A 22,018-nucleotide genomic window follows, 5' to 3' on the forward strand; every position below is an offset into this window, starting at 1 on the left:
TCAGCGTTGTTGCAGGTAAGCAGGTTCGCGCACGTAGCGGGTGCCGACCAGGCTGATGGCCGCGGCGATCATGACGTAGATCGCGGGTGCCATGCTGCTGCCGGTGGTGGCGATCAGCCAGGTGATGATGAACGAGGCAAAGCCGCCGAAGATCGTCACCGCGAAGTTGTAGGCCACCGACAGGCCGGTCGACAGCACGCGCGCCGGGAACAGCTCCGAGAACGCCGCCAGGATCGGGCCGGTATAGGTGGCGATCAGCACGCCGAACACGAGCTGGAACACCAGCAGCGACGACAGCCCGGGCACATGGTTGATGTAGGCGAACATCGGCCATGCCAGCACCAGGATCAGCAGCGCCGATCCGCTCAAAAGCACGCGCCGGCCGATACGGTCCGCCAGCATGCCTACCAGCGGCGCGAACAGCATGATCGCGCAGCCCCCCGCCATGCCGGCGATAAAGCCGTCGGCCTGCGGCACCTTCAGCACCTTGACGGCGTAGGTCGGCATATAGAACAGCAGCACGTAGGTGCACACCGTCCACAGGATCACCATCGAGAAGCTCGCCAGCGTCTCGCGCGGATACGCCTGCACGATTTCCTTCAGCGGCGAATCGGCGCGCTCGGTGTTGTCGCGAAAGGTGGGGGTCTCGTCGAGATGATGGCGGATGTAGTAGCCGACCGGGCCGATCACGATGCCCAGCAGGAACGGCAGGCGCCAGCCCCAGCTATTGAGCGCCTCGATGCTCAGCGAGCTGGTGACGAAGGTGCCCACGGCGGCGCCCAGCAGCACGGCCACGCCGATGCTGGCCTGGATCCAGCTCGAGTAGTAGGCGCGCTGGCGTGCCGGTGCGTACTCGGTCAGGAAGGCGGTGGCGCCGCCCATCTCGCCGCCGGCGGAGAAGCCCTGCATCAGCCGCGCCACGACGATCAGCAGCGGCGCGAAGATGCCGATCTGGTCGTAGGTGGGCGCGATGCCGATCAGCGTGGTGCCCAGCGCCATCAGCAGGATGGTCATCGACAGCGCCGCCTTGCGGCCGACGCGGTCGGCATAGATGCCGAGCACGATGCCGCCCACTGGCCGCATGAAGAAGCCCACGCCGAAGGTGGCCACGGCCAGCAGCAGGGAGCTGAGGTCGTCGCCGGTAGGGAAGAACAGCTTTGCAATGATGACCGCGAAGAAGCTGTAGACGGTGAAATCGAACCACTCCAGTCCGTTGCCGATCACCGTCGCGACGATGGCGCGGCGGCGCTGGCCGGGATGGATGGCCGCCGCCGGCGTGGCAGGCGCCGTTGGCGTAAAGGGTGCGCTCGTGGGCGCAGCGCTGTTTTGCATGGTTTCCTCCTCTTGGGCCACTGCCATGGCAAAGGCATGCAGATGCGCATGCCGGCCTGGCAGATGGTGCAGCCGATGTTAGGAGAAGGAAGGGCGCGAACGGTAGCGATATCTCCGAATGAATGCATGCGTGTAGCGCATGGCTGCGGTTGGCCGGGCGACCAGGCATGCATTACGCTGCGCTCCGTTTCAACAAGTGGAGCGATACGTGGACAACCTATGAGAATGTATTCGGCGGCGGTATCGGCGAGCGCTTCTTTAAGATCGGGCTGCGTTTGCTGTCGCCAGCGCTCCTGCCGTAATGGTCGGTACGCCGGCCATGCAGCCGATCATGTCAGCGTGTGCTAGTGAAAGGCGAGCTCGAGTTCGACCCCGCTATAGTCAACGCGCGGAGCAAGCCTGCGGCGTGGGCCTTGCTCGAAGTGAATCAGGCCGTAACCCTCCATCGTGCGGAGCGTGCGCGACAGGTTCGACACGGCGCGTCCTGTTTTCTCCGCTAGCTCTTCGAGCGATTCAGGATTCGTTTCGGCGATCAGCGCAAGCAATTGGCGATTGGCCGGAGACAGGACCTTGGCCAGAACGTCCAAGGATTGAAACCAGACCTTAGGCTCGTCCTTTCCGGGCTTGAGTTCGCCGCGGGCGATAGCCATGGTGCGGGCCTTGAAGTCTTCCAGTGAGGCGATGCCAATCTTGAGGTTGCCGCTCATCATTCACTCCTTTTGCTGCAGGATCTTGTCGACCTCTGTCCAGAAATCTTCCAGCAACGTCGAAGCATCCCGGTAGTCATAGAATCGAACGTCCGCCGCCATGTGCTGGTGGTCGTATTCAATGCGCGTCCGCACTCCTGGCCCGGAGTTGATGCCGTGCGCATTGTCGAAGCCAAGCAAACGGCGGCCAATCTTGTCATGCAGTGTCAGCGAATACCTCAGTCCGTGAGGGCGTTCCTGCGAGACAGGGCAGGTGCGCACCACGATCTTCACCCAATGCAGGCTTTCGTCATCGATGACGAAGCGGATGCCATCCAGGTCCAGCAGTGTGTCGAGGCTACGGTCGCGCATAGGTATGCTATCACAGTGTGATAAGGTACGCGAGCCCGACTGTTTGCCTATTCCGTGTGTCCGCATGGGCAACCGAATTTCGTTGCATGTGGCCAAGGCTCGCTTGGATAGCGCATCACTTTGCCACCGGCAATGTAACGAGGGGGTTACTTTTTCAAAATCTTGCGCAGATTGAGAGCTTTCCCCACCGGGCTTCCCCTGATGACACCGGCTACTTAGTGGGATCGCCCTGTGGCTGTTCTCGTCAGCCGTTATGCCCTATCCAGCAGTGCTCCCACTTCCTCCCGCGGCGGCGGATACGCGCCTGCCCGGGTCGCAGCGATGGCCGCCGCGGCGGCAGCCAGGCGCGCCTGCGCGGCAAGGTCGGTCGCGGCGCCCGACAGCACGCCGGCCATCCAGCCGCCCATTGCCGCATCGCCACAGCCGACGGTGTCGGCCACCTCGACTGCCAGCGCGGGCTGCTCGACGGCAAGGCTGCCGTGCAGCAGGGTCATGCCGTGCGCGCCGCGGGTCAGCATGATCGTGGCATCGGGGGCCATGGCGCGTACCTGCGCCAGTGCCGCATTGGTATCGAGCGCGGGAAAGAGCCCGGCCAGGTCTTCGTCGGAAATCTTGACGTAGCTGGCCAGCCACAACATGTGTGCGAGGATGTCGGCGTAACCGGGCGTGCGCATCAGGTCGCGGAAGTTGGGATCGAAGGCGATGCGCTTGCCAGCCTTTGCGGCCAGCGAGGCTTCTTCGCACAGCCGCGCCGCCAGCGGCTGGCGCACCAGGCTGATGGAGCCGAAGTGGATCACCTCTGCCGCGTGGCGCCAGCCCTGCGGCAAGCGTGCCGGATCGAAATGCAGGTCGGCGCTGTCATCACCGACAAAGAAATACTGCGGCGGATGGCGCGACGCGACAAAGGCCAGGAACGGCGCGCGCGCTACGCGCTGCAGGAAGCGGGGGTCGAGGCCGGCTTCGGTGCTGGCCTGCGCCAGCTCGTCGCCGAACAGGTCCTGGCTGACCGCGCCGGCAAATGCGGTGGCGATGCCGAGCCGCGCGCCTGCGCGCGCCACGTTCCAGCACGAGCCACCGGGCAGGCCCAGCCAGCTTCCGTCGGGCTGGCGGACCATGTCGGTCAGCGCCTCGCCGAAGACGACGTAGCGGGGAAGGGGCATGGACATCGAGGTCTCCTTGATCGGGTTCGTTGGCTCAGCCGGCCGCCGTGGCGCGCACGGCCTGCGCGCGGCGGATCAGCGCGGCGGTGGAGGCGTCGTGCGCCGCAGCGCTGCTCGCTGCAGTGCCCTCGAGTTCGCGCTGGATCGGCGCGGCCAGCTTCTTGCCCAGTTCCACGCCCCATTGGTCGAAGGAGTTGATCCGCCACAGCGCGCCCTGCACGAAGGTGCGATGCTCGGACAACGCCAGCAGCGCGCCCAGGTGGAACGGGTCCAGCCGTTGCAGCAGCAGCGTATTGCTGGGCCGGTTGCCTTCGAACACCAGGTGCGGCACCAGCGCTTCGTCGCTCACGCCGTCGGCGCGCACTTCGTCGGCGGTGCGCCCGCGCAGCAGCGCCTCGCCCTGCGCAAAGCAGTTGGCAAGCAGCTTGGTATGGTGGCCGGGCAGGTCGCTGACCGGCTCCAGCGTGGCGATGAAGTCTACCGGAACGAGCTGCGAGCCCTGGTGCATCATCTGGAAGTAGGCGTGCTGGCCGTTGGTGCCTGTCGTGCCCCACACCACTGCCGCCGAGCCGGCATCGAGCGCGCCGCCGTCCAGCCGCACGGACTTGCCGTTGCTCTCCATTTCCAGTTGCTGCAGGAAGGCCGGCAGCAGTTCCAGCGGTTCGCAGTACGGGGCCACGCAGCGGCTGCCGGCACCGAGGAAGCTGCGGTACCAGACATCGAGCAGGCCCAGGATCATCGGCAGGTTCTGCTCCGGCGGCGCGCCGGCGAAATGCAGGTCCATCGCCCGCGCACCGTCGAGCAGTTGCCGGAACCGGTCGAAGCCGATCGCCACGGCGATCGACAATCCCACGGCCGACCACAGCGAGAAACGCCCGCCGACCCAGTCCCAGAACGGAAACATATTGGCCGGATCGATGCCGAATGCGGCCACCGCCTCGCGATTGGTGGACACGGCCACGAAATGCCGCGCCAGTCCCGCTTGCGACACCCGCTGCTGCAGGAACCATGCGCGCGCGGTGCGCGCATTGGCCATGGTTTCCAGCGTGGTAAAGGTCTTGGAGCAGACGATCACCAGCGTGGTGGCGGCATCGAGCGTGGCCAGCGTGCGCGCCAGGTCGCTGCCGTCGACGTTGGCGACAAAGTGCATGCGCGGGCCGTTGGCCTGCGGCTCGTCCAGCGCGCGGCACACCATGCGCGGGCCCAGGTCCGAGCCGCCGATGCCGATATTGACCACATCGGTGATGGCGCGGCCATCAAAGCCGGTCCACGTGCCGCCGCGCACGGCATCGGCAAACCGCTCCATCTGCGCCAGCACCGCGGCGACATCCTCGCCGACCGGCACGCCGAGCGCGCGGTAGCCATCCTCGGGATACGCGCGTAGCGCGATATGCAGCGCGGCGCGGTGCTCGGTGGTATTGACCGGCTCGCCTGCAAACATGGCGTCGCGCCGCTCGCCCACGCGCGCCTGCGCGGCCAGTGCGAACAGCAGCGCCAGGGTCTCGTCGCTGATGCGGTTCTTGGCGTAGTCCAGCGTCAGGCCGCAGGCCTCTGCGACGTAGCGCTCGGCCCGGGCCTGGCCATGCTGGCCAGCGAACCAGTCGCGCATATGGGCGCCGCGCAGGATATCGGCATGTTCGCGCAGCGCGTGCCAGGCGGGTAGGGAAGTGGTCATCTCAGTTGCTCCACAATGCTTGGACTACATCTCTTCATGCCAGGCCATGCCATCGCGCGACAGCAGGGCACTGGATGCGGCCGGACCCCAGGTGCCGGCGGTGTAAGGCTTGGGCGGCGCGGTGGTGTTCTCCCACGCCTTCAGGATCGGCGCGACCCAGCGCCATGCCTGCACCTGCTCGTCGCGCCGCACGAACAGGCCCAGCCGGCCGCGGATCACGTCGAGCAGCAGCCGTTCGTAGGCGCCCACGCGGCGCACGCGCGGCGCGGCGCTGGTGAGCTGCAAATCAAGCGATGCCGGCAGCAGCGCCTGCGTATCGCCCGGCTGCTTGGTCAGGAAATACAGCCGGATGCTCTCCTCCGGCTGCAGCGTGATTACCAGCCGGTTGCCGGGCGTCGCGCCCAGCGGATGCGGGAACAGCGGATAGGGCACGTCGTGGAAGTGGATCACGATCTCCGCCACGCGCGACTGCATGCGCTTGCCCGTGCGCAGGTAGAACGGCACGCCGGCCCAGCGCCAGTTGGCGATCTCGGCGCGGATGGCGACGAAGGTTTCGGTGCGGCTGTCGGCGCCGATGCCGGGTTCGCTCGAATAGCCAGGCACCGGATCGCCGCCGGCGGCACCACGGCAATACTGGCCGCGTACCACTTTCTCGGCGACGTCTTCGGGGCGGATCGGACGCAGTGCCTTCAGGATCTTGAGCTTCTCATCGCGGATGGCGTCTTCCGACAGGCTGGTCGGCGGTTCCATTGCCACCATGCAGAGAAGCTGCAGCAGGTGGTTCTGCACCATGTCCCGCAGCGCGCCGATGCCGTCGTAGAAATTGCCGCGGCGCTCGACGCCCAGTTCTTCGGCGATCGTGATCTGCACCTGCCGCACCCATTCGCGCCGCCACAGCGGTTCGAACAGCACGTTGCCGAAGCGCACCGCCATCAGGTTCTGCACCGACTCCTTGCCCAGGTAATGGTCGATGCGGTAGATGCGGTCCTCGGCAAAGTGGCGTGCCACTTCGGCGTTGATCGCCTCGGACGAGGCCAGGTCGTGGCCGAGCGGTTTCTCCAGCACCACGCGGCTGCGCTCGCCGGCCAGGCCCACGCGCGCCAGTTGCTCGCAGATCCTGACGAACAGGTGCGGCGCGGTGGCGAGGTAGCACACCACCACCTGTGCCGCGCGCGCGTTGACCAGTTCGGCCAGCGCATCGAAGCCGGCATCGGCATTGGCATCGACCTGCAGATAGACGATGCGGTCAAGGAAGCTCTGCCAGGCAGACGCCGCGGCATTGCCCGCCAGCGCCGGCAGCACTTCATCGTTGAGCATTGCCAGGTAGGCGTCATGCGCCAGCGGCTGGCTGCCCAGCGCCAGGATGCGCCCGCGCGGATGCAGCGAACCGGCGGCGTGCGCATCGAACAGCGCCGGCAGCAGCTTGCGCCGCGCCAGGTCGCCGGTGGCACCGAACAGTACGAAATCGAATTCCGGGGCGGGTTCGGGAACCGCGGCGCCGGGGGGATGGCTATGCATCATGTCAGGGAAGCAGAAGGGTGGAGGGGGCGGGCCATGCCTTCAGCGCGGCGTGGCCCAGCCTTTGTATTGGCCGACATTGGCGCGCGTCACCAGCGTCGATGGCAGCAGCACGGTGGGGTTGGCGGGGCGCTGGCCGTTCATCATGCCGACGCCAAGCTCCACTGCGGTACGCGCGATGGCCCACGGGTCCTGGCTGGCCGACGCCTGCACCAGCGTATCGGTCTTGAGCGCGGCCTCGATATCGGGCGCGCCATCGACCGAAGCGATCAGGATGCCGCGGCGGTTGAGCTGGCGTGCGGCGAGGTCGGCGCCGACGGCCTGCGGATCGTTGATGGTGAAGACGGCGTCCACTTTCGGGAAGCGGGTCAGGTAAAGCTGCATCACGTTCAGTCCGCCTTCGCGCGAGCCCTTGGCATCCTGGTCGTCGGACAGGATGCGGATCTGCGGATGCCGCGCCAGCACGGTCTTGCAGCCCCTGACGCGGTCGAGCACCGCCGACACCGGCGGGCCGTTCTGGATGATCACGTTGCCGCGACCCTTGAGCTGCTCGGCAATAAAGCCGCACGCCAGCTCGCCGGCCTGGGTGTTGTCGGTCTGCACGGTGGCATCGGCGCCGGCGGCGGCGACGTCGACCGCGACCACCACGATGCCGGCCTTGCGCGCCTTGCGTACCGCCGGTTCGATCGCGCGCGCATCGGCGGCGTTGATCAGGATCAGGTCGGCCTTGGCGACGATAAAGCTGTCGATATGCGTGAACTGCTTGTTGAGGTCATAGTCCGCCGACAGCACGGTCACCTTGGCTTCGGGGTTGACCTGTTTGGCCGCAGCCTCGGCGCCGCGCGCCAGCGCGACGAAGTACGGGTTGCCGAGCGATCCCAGCGTGACGCCGACTTTCTTGAGCTGGCGTTGCGGGGCGGGTGCCGCGGGCTGCGCGGGCGTCTGGGCCGCGGCGGGGAGCGCGCACATCAGGGCGAGGGCGCCGGCCGTCAGGGCCTTGAGCATGGGTTGGATCACGATCTCTCTCCTGTCCGGTTGCATGTCAGGTGCGAGCCGAGCCCTTCTGGCGATAGCGGTCGAGCGCGACCGCGCCGATGATCACCAGGCCCTTGATGATGTACTGCCAGATATCCGATACGCCCAGCAGGATCAGCCCGTTGGACAGCACCGCGATGATCAGCGCGCCCACCAGCGTGCCCGCGATCGAGCCCACGCCGCCGACAAAGCTGGTGCCGCCCAGGATCACCGCGGCAATTGCATCGAGCTCATACGACTGCCCAAGCTGCAGCCCGTTGGCCGCATACAGCCGCGACGCCGACATCACGCCACCCAGGCCCGACAGCAGCCCCGACACCGCATAGACGAACAGCAGCACCACCCATACCTTGATGCCCGACAGCCGCGCGGCTTCGGCATTGCCGCCGACCGCGTAGATCTGCAGGCCCAGCACCGTGCGGCGCAGCACCACCCACGACACCGCCACCACGGCAAAGGCGATCACCACCAGCCACGGCACGCCGAACAAGTCGCCGTTGCCGATGAAGGCAAAGCCGATATCCGGGTTGTAGACCGTGCTGTCATGGCCCACCAGCCGCGCCAGGCCGCGCACCGCGGTCAGGCTGCCGAGCGTGACGATAAAGGGCGGCAGCTTCAAAAAGGCGATCAGCGCGCCGTTGATGAGGCCGAACAACAGCCCGCACAGCAGCGCCGCCGGCACACTCAGCGCCGCGAGCTGCGGCATCAGTGACACCAGCATCGCCACGACGGCGGACACGGACAGGATCGATCCGACCGACAGGTCGATGCCGCCGGTCAGGATCACGAAGGTCATGCCCGCGGCCAGCACCAGATTGATCGAGGCCTGCTGCGCGATGATCGACAGGTTCTGCAGGCTGGCGAAGTTCTCGGTCAGCAGCGTGAAGCCAAGGCAGAGCAGGACCAGTATCGGCAGCATGCCGAGGGCGCGCAGGCGTTCCTGCGTAGAGGCGCGGCCATTGGTGCCGGCCAGGGCAGGGCGCGTGGCAGGCGCTGCCGCGGCCGCGTGGGTTACGGGATGGAGGGGATTGCGCATGGTGTCTCCTGATCGCTGAAGGTCGGGCCTGTGTCGGCCGATTGGATTTGTGTTGCCAGGCGGTTTTGTGTGGGGCGGGTGTTGGGTTTGGCCTTAGGGTTTGTCTTCGGGTTGGCGGTTGCGTTTGCGTTTCGCGTTTCGCGTTTCCGATACCAATCAGTGCAGCGTCGGCTGCCCAGCCCCGGTAGCAAGCGCGATAATCTGCTCCTGCATCGCCGCGGCATCGGCACTCCCCGGCACCTCGCCAACCAGCTCGCCTTCACGCATCACCAGCACGCGGTCACACAAGCCGACCACCTCCGGCAACTCGCTGGAAATCAGCAGCACCGCCACCCCGGAACGCGCCAGCTCATTGATCAGCCGATAGATCTCCGCCTTGGCCCCGATATCCACGCCGCGCGTCGGCTCATCCAGGATCAGCACGCGCGGCCGGGTTTCCAGCAGCCGCGACAGCATTACCTTCTGCTGGTTGCCGCCTGACAGCGAGCCCACGTTGACGTGCGGATGCGCAACGCGAATGCCCAGCGAGCGGATCGCCTCCGTCGTGCGCTGCCGCGCGCTGGCGCGGTTAAGCCGCCCACCGCGCAGCGCATCGCGCGCGGCCACGATCAGGTTGATGTTCTCGTGCACGCTCTGGTCCAGGAACAGGCCCTGCAGCTTGCGGTCCTCGGTCAGGTAGGCGATGCCGGCATCGATCGCCTGGCGTGGGTTGGTAACTGCCAGCGGCGTGCCGGCGACAAAGACCGCGCCATCGGTGCGTGCATCGGCGCCAAAAATCAGCCGCGCCAGTTCGGTACGGCCGGCACCCACCAGCCCCGCCAGCCCCAGCACCTCGCCGGCGCGCAGGTCGAAGCCGCACGCGCGCACCCGGCGGCCATCGGACATATTGCGCACCGACAGCATGATTTCGCCGGGCTCGACTTCGCCATGGGTGCGGGTGTAGAAGCCGGACAGGTCGCGCCCGACCATCATCTTGACCAGCGCCGCCTGCGTCAGTTGCTCGCGCGCCAGCGTGCCGACAAAGCAGCCGTCGCGCAGCACGGTGACGCGGTCGGCCAGTTCGTCGATCTCGGCCATGCGGTGGCTGATGTAGATGATTGCCATCCCTTCGGCGCGAAGCTGGCGGATCAGCGCGAACAGGCGGTCGGTCTCGCGCGTCGACAGCGGCGTGGTGGGCTCGTCCATCACCAGGATGCGGGTCTCGAAATGCACCGCACGGGCGATCTCCACCAGCTGGCGCTGCGCGATCGACAACGTATGCACCGGCGTCTGCGGCGTGAAATCCGCGCCCAGCCGTGCCAGCGTGGCCTCGCAGCCGCGCGCCATCGCGGCGCGGTCGACCATGCCCCGGCGGTGCAGGTGGCGGCCCAGGTAGATGTTCTCGGCCACGCTCAGGTTGGGCGCCAGGCTCAGCTCCTGGTAGATCACCGCCACTCCGTGCGCGCGCGCCGTGGCCGGGCCGTCGATCTCCACCGCGTGGCCGGCGATGCGGCATTCGCCGCCGCCGTCGGCGATATAGGCGCCGGACAGGATCTTCATCAGCGTGGATTTGCCGGCGCCGTTCTCGCCCATCAGCGCATGGACCTCGCCGGCGTAGACGGTCAGCTGCACGTTGCTGAGCGCCTTTACGCCCGGGAAAGTCTTGGAGATATTGCGCAGTTCAAGCAGCGGAGCAGGACCGCTTGCATGCGTGGCATGCAGGCGCGGCGGCAGGGGCGTTGCCCCCATGGCTTCAGACAATGGCATGGCTGGCCTCCGGAATGATGGCGGACGCACCGCGCAGCAATTCGGCGCGCGGCGAGAAATTCATGAACATCGGCAGCGATGCGGCGCCGACCGCGCCGGCATTGGCGCCAAAGCAGCCACGCACCACGGTGGCGGGCGCGCGCGCTTCGGGCGCGCCTTCGTCCAGCGCCTGTTGCAGGCGGGCGATCAGCGCCGGCACCAGGCCGCCGTCGATATCCGCATCGAAGATCACCAGCGGCACGTCGAGCACCGCCAGCGCGGCTTGCAGCGCCGGGGCCAGCGCATCGACGCAGTCGTCGATCCACTCTTCGACGCCCGGGTGGCCCAGCTCGACCTGGCGCTGCAGGTCAGCGTGCCCGTTGACCACCACGCCGTGGTGGCGCAGGTGCCGCGTCAGTGCATTGAGCGAGGCGCGCGACAGCAGGATGTCGCGCCGCTTGCCGTTGCCCGGGACGCCCGGGGCGGAAGCGAGGGTGCTCGGCGGCACCGGCATCATCGCGATATCGCCCGCATTGCCCGACACGCCGCGCACGCAGTCGCCGTTGAGCACCACGCCGCCGCCGATGGCCGGGCCGAGGAACACGTAGAGGAAGTGCTGCGCATGGTGGCGGCCGTAGAACAGCTCGGCCACCGCGGCGGCGGTGCCGTCGTTCTCGCTGAAGACCGGCAGGCCGGTGGCGGCGTTGAGCATCGCGGGGAAGTCCGCCTGGTCCCAGGCGCGGAAGCTCGCCTGGAAGGCTTCGCCCTGCACATCCAGCTCGCGCAGCCACGCGCCAAGGTTGTACGGCTGCGCCACGCCAACGCCCAGCAGCCGCTTCTGTTCGGTGGCGCTGAGCAGCTTGCGCATCTCGGCGATGTCGTGCCGGACCATTTCCAGCGCCTGGTCGGGGTGGGGCAGTACCAGCTGGTGCGCGCGGCTGGCCAGGATATGGCCGGCAAAGTCCACCATCACCACCTCGATGCTGCCCCGGTCCAGCCGCACGCCGATGCCGAAGGCGCCTTTGGGCTGCAGCCGGATCAGGCTGGCGGGCTGGCCGCGCTGGCCTTCGGTGCGGCGGCCGGATTGCTCGACCAGGCCTTCCTCGGCCAGAGTCTGCACGATGCTGCCGACCGCGGTATTGGTGAGCTGTGCCATCCGCGCCAGGTCGGCTTTCGACGCCTCGCCGGCACGACGCAGCGCCAGCAACAGCGCGCGTTCGTTGTACAGGCGCAGGCTGGCGGAATTTACGCCACGGCCCGCTTTGGATGCGGTCATCTTGTCTCCGTCCTTGTGTCCGGCCAGCCCTGTCACGGCGTGATCGGTATTAATTAATTCACGTTGAATTAAATGATACCGGGACGCAGAACTCAACCACGGGAAAACCCTTATGACTCATCCGGCACATGGCGCGCCTTGCCTGCCGCGAAGCAGGCGGCTAGCTTGTAAGGGCAAGAACTTCCGGCTGGGAGCCGCCATGAAAGCCCGAGACGAACCCGGCAACTGGAGTCGCTTCTACATCCTCGACAACAAGAACCGGCCGGTCCAGGCCGCCGGCCGCGAGGAATGGTCGCACTGGATGGCGGAGAATGACGCGGTATTCCGCCGCACGCTGCTTGAGGACAGCGGCGGCATGGTGACGACGCGCTTTCGCGGCGTGGCGCAGGCCGAGCCGCGGGATCCGCCGTTGTTTGTCACGCGCGTCACGGGGATGGGCGAACAGGAGAACCAGAGCTTCGGCGCGCCGACGCTTGAAGCGGCGCTGACGTTGCACGAGGAGATCGTGCAGAAGCTGCTGCGGCAGCTCGCAGGCAAGGCGTAGCGGCGGGAGCCGTCGCAGAGGACCGGACCGCCGCCGTTTGGCTTACTGCCTGGACATCTGCGTCGTGAAGTACCCGCCGGTGCCGGTGCTTGCCGACATCACCAAAAGGTGCCGGGACCCAGCGTCCAGGTCGATCCGGAGAACTGGAACGCGCCTCCCAGCACGCCCAGCGCAGCCGTGCTGATGAACTTGCCGCTGCGGTCGATCAGTGTCGCCGTTGACCTGCCGACCCACAGGCCTTCGCTGCCATTGCCGACCGCGGCGGTGGATCCGGGTTGGGGTGCGCTGAGATCGGGCAGTGGTTCGCCGACGGGGGCCGGATTGGGCTTCGGCGTCGGATCCGGTGCTGGCGCAGGCGCCGGTTTGGGATTTCTGTCGGACGGCCAGGAATGCTGAAGCCTGAAGTCGTTACCCGGCTGACACACACCTCAGTCCGGCAACGCCCCCGCCTGCCTTAGCGCGGCACGTGCGATCGCCATCCGCGCCTTGGCATGCTCAGACTTGAGCAGGTCGAGGTTGAGCGCGAACAGGTAGTTGTCGCCGCCGCGCTCGACCCAGCCGACCAGCCAGCCCACCGCGGGCTGCGCGGAATCGGCCCAGCCGGTCTTGGCATGCAGCGTGTAGTGCGCGGTGCGTTCCATCACGGTGATGTCGTCGACAGCGCTGAAGGTCGCCGGCGAGAACGGCAGCGTGCGCCGCACCAGTCCCTGCAGGAAGTCGATCTGCTGGTAGGCGGAGATTTTCAGGTTGCCATTGAGCCAGAAGCGGTCGACCGGGCCTGAGCTGTCGGCATTGCCGTAGTGGGCGGCGCTCAGGTAGCGCTGGTAGGCGGCGTTGCCCACGCGCCGTGCCAGCGTCTGGTAGGCGGGCACGCAGGAGTTGGCAAAGGCCACGCGCAGCGGCACATCGGCGTTGCAGACCTCGGGCAGGATGGCCTTGCCGCCGACCAGCCAGACCTTGCCGTCCCACGGCAGCTTGTCATGGTCGATATCGGCCACGGCGCCGGTTTCCAGCCCGATCAGCGAGTTGAGGATCTTGAAGGTCGAGGCTGGCGAGTACTGCGTGGCGGCGCGCTGAGGATTGTAGGTCAGCATGCGATCGCGCTTCAGGTCGTAGATCACCACGGTGCCCGCGGTGCCGGCCTGCTGGAACAGCGGGGCGACCTTCAGCGGAACTTCTTCGGGTGCCGCAACGGCGGCCAGGGTGGAGGCAAGCAGGCCGAGGCCGACGGCCACCGGTGTCAACAAACGGGCGATGCGATGGTTCATGGCAATGGGGAGTCAGGTTGCGTTGCGCGGCAATCCGGCAGGGATTGCGCTGCTCTTTACGGCTCGGGCCCGGACCGTGGTGCGCAGCATAGGAGAGCGCCGCGGCAACGCCAACCCGGGCCGCTGTAACTTGCGTAACATGGCGGCTTCACGCTCGCCAACGATGGTCGATTACCCGATGCCACAAGCCTCCGCCACGATCCGTATCGACCTGTCGGCTCCCTACAAGGTGGATGGCCAGCCGGCCCGCTACCAGTCGGTCTGGCTGCTGGCGCGCATCTGGCATGCGCAGCGCAATGGCGAAGGCAGCGTGCCGGCGTCGGCGGTGCGCAATGCGTTTCCGGCCGCGGCCAACCATCGCATGCTGGTGTCGCGCGCGTTTGCCGATTTCGCGCGCTGGCAGGTACCGGTCGGGTGGGGAGTGGACACGCGGCGCGATCCCGCCACGGCCAACCCCGCGCATCGCAGCCGCGGGCCGTTCTGGATCACGGCCGCGGATGCGCGGCGGCTGCGCTTTATTGCCAACGGGCGCGCGTTGGGTCCGGCCACGCTGGCGCGGCACCTTGGTTTTGTCACCGAACGGCAGCTCGGAAGCACAGCGCAACGCGAGACCGATGGCGTCGGCTACGTGATGCGCGACATGGCGTTCTGGAGCCAGCTCACCCAGGCCATGCGCAGCGCGCAGGACGGGTATGCCGGCGCGCACGGCGCCGCCGTTGCCGCGTCTTTCCATGCCGCGCAGCGCAGCGCTGCCGACAGCTTCCAGCAGGCGCTGGCCCTGCTCAAGGAAAGCCTGGCGTGGCGCCGCTGCGGCCAGCTTGAGCAAAGCCGGGCCGCGCTGCGGCGCTTTGACCGGCTGGCGCGAGCGGGCGATATCAACGCGGCCATGCCGACGTTTGCGGCGATGGCGCATGTGGTGCGCGCGTGGGAGCGCTACACCCGCGGCGACAACGACGGCGCCCGCGCCGGCCTGGCGGCGCTGCGCGCCGAGGCCGAGCTGGGGCTGGCGGTGCGCTACAACCCGCGGCTGCGTTTTGAGGTGCTGAATCTCGAGGCGCTGCTGCACAAGGCCGACGCCATGCGCGCCGCGCCTGCGCGCAGCGCGCTGCCGGCACAGGCCGCGCAGCATGCGCTCGATGCCTTCGCCGGTGCGCTGCAGGCGGCCTATGAAGCGGATTCGGTCGATGCCGCGCAGCATGCCGCCGCCAATATCGGCCTGTGCCTGTGGCTGTTCTGGCAACATGGGCTGGTTGATCGGGCACGCACGCTGTCGGCGGGTGCGGTGCAGCGGCAGGCGATGCGCTGGCTGGGGTTATCGGAATGGATCTGCGACCGCTTCGGCGTGGGCGGCGGCACCGCATGGAATGCGATCTTCCTGCTGCGCATTGCGCGCGGCAGTGGCGGACCGGATGCGCCGCAGGCGGGGACCGCGGAGCACGGCGGGGCGCAAGCGGCGGCCAGTATGGCAGCGTTTCGCCGCCAGCGGCCGCTTTCGGTGGCCGATGCCATCGATGCACTGCGGCCGTTCCATGCGCCGTTCGCGCCGGCCAAGGGTTTCGTCCGGTGGTCCGCGGTGGCGGCTTTCGCGCTGGAGGATCACGACGCGGGCCACGTCGGCCTGGGGCCGCTGCAGCTGGCGAACCTGTTGCTGGAATCAGCGTGGTACCTCACCCACGAGCAAGGCGCGACGGCAAAGGCCTGCGCCGCGGTGGAGCGGCTGGTTGCGCAACTCTCGTCGCTGCGTGCGGCGGAGCGGGCGTTCTTTGCTGCGGAGATCCGCACGCTGCCGCCGGAATTGCGCGATGCCGCGGCGGAGGCGGCAAGGCGGCGGCGCAAAGTTAGGAGGGAATGAACAAGGGGCTCACGAGCCAGCAGCAGCGCAGAACGATGCCGTTCGAACCACCACAGACCGGTCCCTTCTCCCGCAGGCGGGAGAGGGGCGCTTGCTGCTGGTGCTTTCGCGATCTCGTGAGCGAGTGGCAGCCCAGGACGATGCCGCTCGAAATACCACAGACCGGGGGACAAAACCCGCAGCGTGCAGGACATCCCAGCCACGCCACGACAATCAAACCTCAATCAAACAACTCGTGCCAGATGCTCTTCTTGCGATAGTGCTTCTGCTCGCGCTCGTAATAGCGGTCGCGGTCGCCATGGTGGCGCCGGTCCTGCTCATGGCCCCAGCCATGCTGCTGTGGCGGCGGCGCGCTTTGCACCGCGGCCTGCGGCGTTGGCGCCGGCGCGGGCGCGGCTGCGGAGCGCTCCAGGATCTTGTCGAGTTCGCCGCGATCCAGCCATACGCCGCGGCACTTGGGGCAATAGTCGATCTCGATACCCTGGCGCTCGGACATTACGAGTTGCGTCTGCGGGCACACCGGACAATCCATGGTTTCTCCTCTTTGCAGTAAAAACGGTCGAGGTAAGACCTGTGCGGCGAGCGTTAAGTTCTCGGCGATTTGCCCCGTCAAAGTGCTGTGCAGACCCCACGCACCTCCGACGCCGAGGCAGAGAACGGAATTTGTCGCCCGCGCTACCGTCGAACCGGATATGCCGCTCTCTCCTCCTGAAACCCGTTCCCCCGCTTACGCCCGCGCATTCTCGCGGCTGGCGTGGCTGGTTGCGCTGGCCGCGATCGTGTGGGCTGCCTGGCCCTGGCTGCAGCCTCGGATCGAACGCGCGATCTACGCTGCCCGGCTGTCCGCCCGTCCGGCGCCGACCGCGCTGCCGGTGCCGGTAGAAGGCGTCGCACCGCGGGCGCTGCGCGATACCTGGCATGGCATGCGCTCCGGCGGCCGCAAGCACGAAGGCATCGATATCTTCGCGCCGCGCGGCCGGCCGGTGCGCTCCGCGACCGAAGGCATCGTCACGCGCGTGGGTACCAACCGGTTGGGTGGCAAGGTGGTGTGGGTGATGGGCCCGGGCCGGCAGATGCACTACTACGCGCACCTCGACGACTACGCCGCCATCCGTGCGGGGGATATCGTCACGGCGGGCACGGTGCTGGGCTATGTCGGCACCACCGGCAATGCGCGCGGCACCCCGCCGCACCTGCATTACGGCATCTACGCCGCGGGCGGTGCCATCAATCCTTATCCGCTGCTGAAGGGCCAGGCGCCGGCAGGATCATGACTAAGCAAGTGCCGGCAGCAGACGGCACGGAAGGGACTCACGCCAGCCCGTTCTGCACCGCATAGTGGTAAAGCTCGGCATCGCTGCGGATGCCCAGCTTCTCCATCGCGCTGTGTTTGTGGGTGCTGATGGTCTTGATGCTGCGGTGCAGGTGCTGCGCCACCTCGGACACCGACATGCCGCCCACATACAGGCGGATCACCTCGATCTCGCGCGGGCTCAGCACCTGCGCCGGGCTTGCCGCGGAGCGCGCGATGCCGAGGATATCCAGTTCCCGCTGCACGGATTTGCCGAGGAACGGCCGGTGCTGGAACGCCGAGACGATCGCCACCGGCAGTTCCGCCATGTCGCCGCGCTTGCTCAGCAGGCCCAGCGCGCCCGCATCGCGCATGCCCTGCAGCAGCGCGGCGTTGTCCAGCATGGTCAGCACCACGATGCGCACATTGGGAAAGCGCCGCCGGATCGTGCCGAGCATCGCCAGGCCGTCTGCATTGCGCTTGCTCGGCATCGCAAAATCGGTCACCAGCACGTCGCAGCAAACCGTGGCCAGCAGGTCGAGCAGTTCGTCGGCATTGTGCGCCTCGCCGACCAGCGAGATACCCAGTTCGGTGGACAGCACCTGACGCACACCCAGCAGTATCAACGGATGGTCGTCGGCAAGCATGACGCGGATGAGCATCGGTTTCTCCCTCTTCAAGTTGTAGCAATGGCGGGCCTTGTCCTGGCCCTATTCTTGTTGCCTCAGCAGCGCGAGCAGGTGGTCCATCAGGTCGAGCATGGTGCCGCCGGCGGCGCGGGTGCGTGCCGGGTCGCCAGCCTTGACGATGGCGCTGAACCGGTCGAAGAGCTGGTCGATGCCGGGATGCTGGAACACCGACATCGCGCCGCCGGCGCGATGGCACCATCGGCGCAGCTCCGCGGTCGCCGCCTGCTGCAGCAGCGCAGCCAGTTCCTCCCGGTCGGCGCTGATGGAAGCGACGCAGGTGGCCAGCATGGTGTCGGTCCAGGGTGCCTCGCCCAGCGCGCCGCGGAGCTGTTCGCGCGACACCAGCGCCGGCCTGAAACGCAGCGGTGCGGCGGCAGCCGACGCCTCCCGCCGGCCGCTGGCGATGATGGTGCCGGACACGGCTTCGGGGTGATCCAGCGCACGCGACAGCGCCTGCTGGATCGACGCCAGCGTGGTGGGCTTGAGCACGCATTCGTTCATGCCCACCGCGAAGCAGCGCTGGTGCTCTTCCGCCAGCGTGGTCGCGGTGACGCCGACAATCGGCAGCCGGCTCAGGCGCGGATCAGCGCTGGCGCGGATGGCGCACGCCAGGTCGAAGCCGTCCATCACCGGCATATGGCAGTCGGTCAGCACCAGGTCGAAGTGCCCTTGTTGCAGCCGCGCCAGTGCCTCGGCGCCGTCGTGGCACAGCGTGCAGGCGTAGCCCAGCAGCGCCAGTTGCTGGTGGATCAGTTCGCGGTTGATGGGATGGTCTTCGGCCACGAGGATATGGAGACGGTTGCCATGGGATGCGCCGTCCGGCGTTGCTGGCTGAAGACGGCCCTTGCCGACCGCCGGTCGCGGGCACTGGGCGGGTTCGCCCTGCGCGCCCAGAGACGCCTGCGCCGCGCCCAGGAACGCAGCCCAGCGCAGCGGGTTCTCGCTCAGCCGGATCACGCCCGCGGTGACCCGGAAGCCGAGTTGCTTCGGCGTGCGCGTGACACGGATGATGCGCGCGGGCTGCACCCCGGCCGGCGCCGCCAGGCCGTCGGTGAAGCAGGTATAGGTTTGCGCGGATTCCCGCGCCGGCACGTGCGACAGCAGCCGCAGCCCCGCCGCCCGCGCGTGCGCGCGCAGCGAGCCGGCAAGCCCGTGGTCGCTGACCGCGATCAGCGCGCCGTGGTGGCGCAGGGCAGGCAAATCATAGCGCTCGCACACCACCGGGCAGCGCACCCGTAACGACACCACGGTGCCTTCACCCGGCTCGCTGCGCATCGACAGCTCGCCGCCCATCAGGTCGGCCAGGCGCTTGCAGATCGACAGCCCCAGCCCGGTGCCGCCATAGCGCCGCGTGGTACTGTGCTCGCTCTGCACAAAGGGCGCGAACAGGCGCTGCAGGTTTTCCGGGGAGATGCCGATGCCGGTATCGGTGACGGTGATCACCAGTTGCGCGGTATCGTCCTCGACGTGGCCGCTTTCGATACGCAAGGTGACGGTGCCGTGGTCGGTGAACTTGATGGCGTTGCCGAGCAGGTTGAACAGGATCTGGCGCAGCCGGATCGCATCGGCCTCGATCGTGGCGGGCACGTCGGCGTCGATATGCACGCGCAGGTGCAGGTCCTTGGTGTGGGCCTGCGGCGCCAGCAGCCCGAGCACGCTGTCGGACAGCTCGCGCAGGTCCATCGGCGCCGGCAGGATCGCCAGGCGGCCCGCTTCGATGCGCGCGTAGTCCAGCACGTCGTCGAGGATCTGGGCCAGCGCCTGGCCGGACTCCTGCGCCAGCGACAGTACGCGCTGCTGCTCGGACTCCAGCGGCGTGGCCAGCAGCACCTCGATCAGGCCCAGCACGCCGTTCAGCGGCGTGCGGATCTCATGGCTCATCATCGCCAGGAAGCTCTCCTTGGCGCGCAGCGCGGCTTCGGCCGCGTCCTTGGCCTTTGCCAGTGCGGCGGCCTGCTGGTGCTGGTCGGTCACGTCGGCGACCACGCCGCTCCACAGCGTGGCGTGGTCCTCGCTGCGACCGACCGAGCGCACGCTGGCCCAGCGCAGGCCGTGCCGCCCCTGCAGGCGAACCTCGATGTCGATGGGCGAGGAGGAGGGCGGCTGCATCAGCGCCGCACGGACCTGGGCCAGGTCGTCGGGATGCATGAAGCGGCTGAGCGTGGCCGGGCTCTTCAGCAGTTCCTTCGGCGTGATGCCGAGCGATGAGTCGGTATCGCCTGCGGCGTAGGTGAAGGTCGGCGTGCCGCCGTCATGCGGCTGCCGGATCTGGTAGACGATCGCCGGCAGGCTGCTGGTGACGTCCTGCAGCCGCCGCTCCAGGATACGCGCACGTTTCTGCGCCTCGTAGATCTCGGTGATGTCGACCATGGTCGTGATCACGCCACCGGCATTGCCGTCGCCGTCGCGAAAGGGATTGGCCCAGTAGATGATGCGGCGCAGGCTGCCGCCGGCGTCGCGGATCTCCACCTGCGCGTGGTTGGGCTCCATGGTGGCGACGGCGCGGCGGCAGAGCTCGTTCACCGTCTCCATCAGCTCCACCGACTGGCCGGTGATGCGCGGATCCGCCGGGCGGCCGACGATGTCGTCGCGCTTGAAGCCGCACAGGGCTTCGAACGCGGCGTTGATCTCCATATAGCGCTGGGCGGCGTCCCTGGCCGCGACGGGGTAGGGCAGCGCACCCAGCAGCGCGTTCTTGATCGCGAGCTGCTGCTTGAGCCGCGTCTGCGCGTGGATCCGCAGCCTGACCTCGCGGCGCAGGCGCGTGTAGTTCAGCGCCAGCGCCGCCAGCGCCACCACGCTGAGCAGGAGCAGCGGCCAGGCCCGCCGCACGATCGCGCGCCAGGGCGTGTGGAACTGGTAGTTGGCGGCGTTCCATCGGTTGCGGATGCGCAGCCGCTCGATCTCCGGCATCATCGCCAGCGCCCGCCGCATCGCCGGCAGCAGCGCCACCGTGTGCGGCGCCGCCCACAGCACGGCATTCGCGGTCATGTTCGCCAGCCCGGCCACGCGCAGCTCGCCCGCGTAATCGCTGCGCAGCAGCGCGTCCATGGTGGTCAGGTTGCCGATGGTGGCGTCGGCGCGGGCGCCGCGCACCATGTCCAGCGCCTCGTGCACGGTGCGGGCCTGCACGTGGACCGAAGGCGGCAGGCGGTCGATGACGGTCGCCGCCATCGGGTCATCGCGGGCGATGGCGATGCGCTTGCCGGCCAGGCCGGCGAGCCCCGCCACGTAGGGCGCCGACGCCGGGATCACGATCACCATCGGCGACGAATCAAAGCTGTCCACCAGCGTCAGCGGCGCCGGTGCCAGCAAGTCTTGCGAGCTGCTGGCAACGATATCGACCACCCCTGCGGCGGCGCTGCTCAAGGCCTCATCGATTCCCTGCGTGGGCACGTACTGCACCGGCACGCCGAAACGCCGGCCCAGGTAACGCATATAGTCGACCGTGATGCCGCCGACTTCGTCGGAGCGTAGCCGGAAGGCATAAGGTGGCAGCGGCGTGGCCACGGTATAGCGGATCGCGCCGCGGCCCGACAGCGCCCGCGCCTCGTCCGCCGACAGCGCGAACGCGTCGCGTGACGGCGCGCTGTCGGCGCGCAGCCAGCGGTCGCGCAGCAATTCCAGTGACACGTTGGGCAACGCGGCCAGCCGCCGGTCCAGCTCGGCAATCAGCGCGGCGCTTTTGGTCGGGCCGGCAAAGTGCAGTGCGGCCGCGCGCGTATTGACCAGCCGCATGCTTTGCAGGCCGGCGAAGCGCGGCTGCTCCAGCAGCCGGTGCACCACGAAGCGCAGGCCGACATAGCCGTCGGCCTGCCCGGCGCTCACCTTGTCGAGCGCGCTGGCCACCGAATCCGCCTGCAGCAGCGTCATCCCGGCATGCTCGGCCAGAGCCTCTTCGAGCCACGCCGAGCCGGCTTCCACCACGATCCGGGCGCGGTCGATAAAGTCGCGCTGTGTCGCCTGGGCGTTGCCGCGCGGTGCCACCAGCGCCAGGCTGCGCTCCAGGTACGGCGCAGAATAACGCAGGCAGTGTTCATGCCGCGGACTGGGAATGGCACTGAGAATCAGGTCGATCCTGCCGGCGCAGGCCGCGGCCAGCAGGGTGTTGTGGTCGCGGAATTCGCGCACCTGCAGCCGCACCCGCGTCCCGGCCAGCAGGCCGTTGAGCAGGTCGCCGCCAAAGCCGGTGATCTGGCCGTCCCTGGCGCCCTCGACCGGCATCAGCTCGCCGGTGGTGACACCGACGACGGCGACACGGGGCATGCCGCCGGAGGCGTTCAGTGAAGCGCCCGATGGCGACAGGCTGTAGGCCGGAGCGGAAGCCGGCGCCCCCGAACGCGCCCACGGCATGGATAGCGCGCAGAGCAGTCCCAGCCATACCACGGCGCGCAGCTTCCGGGCTTGCTTCCCGTCCCGTTGACCCGGTGATTGATTTCCCGACATGTCCGCCTGTTCTGGTTCGCCGCTGCCCACGACAGGCGGGGCAGGGCGCATCGCACCAACTTCAGTTCTTTTAATTGACTATGCATGCATCGCATTGATTTGTTTCTGCGGCC

At 67.9% G+C, this 22,018-nt stretch carries 19 protein-coding genes; 4 read left to right on the forward strand and 15 right to left on the reverse strand.

All coding sequences use genetic code 11. The annotated features are described in order from the left end of the window. Entirely contained in the window at positions 1 to 1,332 is a 1,332-nt protein-coding gene (locus AB1I47_RS25230) for an MFS transporter (protein WP_354686438.1), read from the reverse strand. Between the two features lie 167 nt (positions 1,333 to 1,499). On the opposite strand from AB1I47_RS25230, the gene AB1I47_RS25235 reads away from it, so the two are divergent. Continuing rightward, positions 1,500 to 1,634: a hypothetical protein gene (locus AB1I47_RS25235; protein WP_354686439.1), complete on the forward strand. Its 135-nt coding sequence runs from the start codon at positions 1,500 to 1,502 to the stop codon at positions 1,632 to 1,634. 42 nt (positions 1,635 to 1,676) lie between these two features. Here the strand turns inward: AB1I47_RS25235 and AB1I47_RS25240 are convergent, their stop codons facing one another. The 9 genes from AB1I47_RS25240 to AB1I47_RS25280 form a co-directional block, all read right to left on the reverse strand. Then, a complete protein-coding gene (locus AB1I47_RS25240) occupies positions 1,677 to 2,039 on the reverse strand; it encodes an HVO_A0114 family putative DNA-binding protein (protein ID WP_354686440.1) in 363 nt (120 codons plus the stop codon). A 3-nt stretch (positions 2,040 to 2,042) separates the two neighbouring features. Then, on the reverse strand, positions 2,043 to 2,390 hold the full coding sequence (locus tag AB1I47_RS25245) for a toxin-antitoxin system TumE family protein (protein WP_354686441.1): 348 nt from the start codon (positions 2,388 to 2,390) through the stop codon (positions 2,043 to 2,045). Between the two features lie 251 nt (positions 2,391 to 2,641). Next, positions 2,642 to 3,556, reverse strand: coding sequence for a carbohydrate kinase family protein (locus AB1I47_RS25250; protein ID WP_354686442.1), 915 nt, complete (start codon positions 3,554 to 3,556; stop codon positions 2,642 to 2,644). Positions 3,557 to 3,584: 28 nt separating this feature from the next. Continuing rightward, positions 3,585 to 5,225 carry a glucose-6-phosphate isomerase gene (gene pgi, locus AB1I47_RS25255; RefSeq protein WP_354686443.1) on the reverse strand — a complete coding sequence of 547 codons (1,641 nt, stop codon included), beginning with the start codon at positions 5,223 to 5,225 and terminating at the stop codon, positions 3,585 to 3,587. A gap of 24 nt (positions 5,226 to 5,249) precedes the next feature. Then, positions 5,250 to 6,746 (reverse strand): glucose-6-phosphate dehydrogenase, encoded by a 1,497-nt coding sequence (gene zwf / locus AB1I47_RS25260; RefSeq protein ID WP_354686444.1) that lies wholly within the window; start codon positions 6,744 to 6,746, stop codon positions 5,250 to 5,252. A 39-nt stretch (positions 6,747 to 6,785) separates the two neighbouring features. Then, the gene (locus tag AB1I47_RS25265; protein ID WP_354686463.1) at positions 6,786 to 7,712 is read right to left on the reverse strand and encodes an ABC transporter substrate-binding protein; all 927 of its coding nucleotides are present in this window, start codon (positions 7,710 to 7,712) and stop codon (positions 6,786 to 6,788) included. 73 nt (positions 7,713 to 7,785) lie between these two features. Next, positions 7,786 to 8,814 carry an ABC transporter permease subunit gene (locus AB1I47_RS25270; protein ID WP_354686445.1) on the reverse strand — a complete coding sequence of 343 codons (1,029 nt, stop codon included), beginning with the start codon at positions 8,812 to 8,814 and terminating at the stop codon, positions 7,786 to 7,788. A 156-nt stretch (positions 8,815 to 8,970) separates the two neighbouring features. Continuing rightward, on the reverse strand, positions 8,971 to 10,542 hold the full coding sequence (locus tag AB1I47_RS25275; RefSeq protein ID WP_354686464.1) for a sugar ABC transporter ATP-binding protein: 1,572 nt from the start codon (positions 10,540 to 10,542) through the stop codon (positions 8,971 to 8,973). A 4-nt stretch (positions 10,543 to 10,546) separates the two neighbouring features. After that, positions 10,547 to 11,815, reverse strand: a complete 1,269-nt coding sequence (locus tag AB1I47_RS25280) for an ROK family protein (protein WP_354686446.1) — start codon at positions 11,813 to 11,815, stop codon at positions 10,547 to 10,549. A 199-nt stretch (positions 11,816 to 12,014) separates the two neighbouring features. On the opposite strand from AB1I47_RS25280, the gene AB1I47_RS25285 reads away from it, so the two are divergent. Next, positions 12,015 to 12,359, forward strand: coding sequence for a hypothetical protein (locus tag AB1I47_RS25285; protein WP_354686447.1), 345 nt, complete (start codon positions 12,015 to 12,017; stop codon positions 12,357 to 12,359). 98 nt (positions 12,360 to 12,457) lie between these two features. Here AB1I47_RS25285 and AB1I47_RS25290 read toward each other — a convergent pair whose 3' ends face one another. Continuing rightward, on the reverse strand, positions 12,458 to 12,784 hold the full coding sequence (locus AB1I47_RS25290) for a hypothetical protein (RefSeq protein WP_354686448.1): 327 nt from the start codon (positions 12,782 to 12,784) through the stop codon (positions 12,458 to 12,460). 3 nt (positions 12,785 to 12,787) lie between these two features. After that, on the reverse strand, positions 12,788 to 13,627 hold the full coding sequence (gene blaOXA, locus AB1I47_RS25295; RefSeq protein ID WP_354686449.1) for an OXA-1206 family carbapenem-hydrolyzing class D beta-lactamase: 840 nt from the start codon (positions 13,625 to 13,627) through the stop codon (positions 12,788 to 12,790). A gap of 178 nt (positions 13,628 to 13,805) precedes the next feature. On the opposite strand from blaOXA, the gene AB1I47_RS25300 reads away from it, so the two are divergent. After that, complete coding sequence (locus AB1I47_RS25300; RefSeq protein WP_354686450.1) at positions 13,806 to 15,479, forward strand: hypothetical protein; 1,674 nt, start codon at positions 13,806 to 13,808, stop codon at positions 15,477 to 15,479. Between the two features lie 220 nt (positions 15,480 to 15,699). Here the strand turns inward: AB1I47_RS25300 and AB1I47_RS25305 are convergent, their stop codons facing one another. After that, on the reverse strand, positions 15,700 to 16,011 hold the full coding sequence (locus tag AB1I47_RS25305; protein ID WP_354686451.1) for a TFIIB-type zinc ribbon-containing protein: 312 nt from the start codon (positions 16,009 to 16,011) through the stop codon (positions 15,700 to 15,702). Positions 16,012 to 16,171: 160 nt separating this feature from the next. On the opposite strand from AB1I47_RS25305, the gene AB1I47_RS25310 reads away from it, so the two are divergent. Next, positions 16,172 to 16,753 (forward strand): M23 family metallopeptidase, encoded by a 582-nt coding sequence (locus AB1I47_RS25310; RefSeq protein ID WP_354686452.1) that lies wholly within the window; start codon positions 16,172 to 16,174, stop codon positions 16,751 to 16,753. 37 nt (positions 16,754 to 16,790) lie between these two features. Here AB1I47_RS25310 and AB1I47_RS25315 read toward each other — a convergent pair whose 3' ends face one another. Then, positions 16,791 to 17,432, reverse strand: coding sequence for a response regulator transcription factor (locus AB1I47_RS25315; protein WP_354686453.1), 642 nt, complete (start codon positions 17,430 to 17,432; stop codon positions 16,791 to 16,793). Between the two features lie 48 nt (positions 17,433 to 17,480). Continuing rightward, a complete protein-coding gene (locus tag AB1I47_RS25320) occupies positions 17,481 to 21,725 on the reverse strand; it encodes an ATP-binding protein (protein WP_354686454.1) in 4,245 nt (1,414 codons plus the stop codon). Between the last annotated feature and the right edge of the window lie 293 nt (positions 21,726 to 22,018).

Origin of the sequence: Cupriavidus necator, assembly GCF_040578825.1 — a bacterium.
GTDB classification, from domain to species: Bacteria; Pseudomonadota; Gammaproteobacteria; order Burkholderiales; family Burkholderiaceae; genus Cupriavidus; species Cupriavidus necator_E.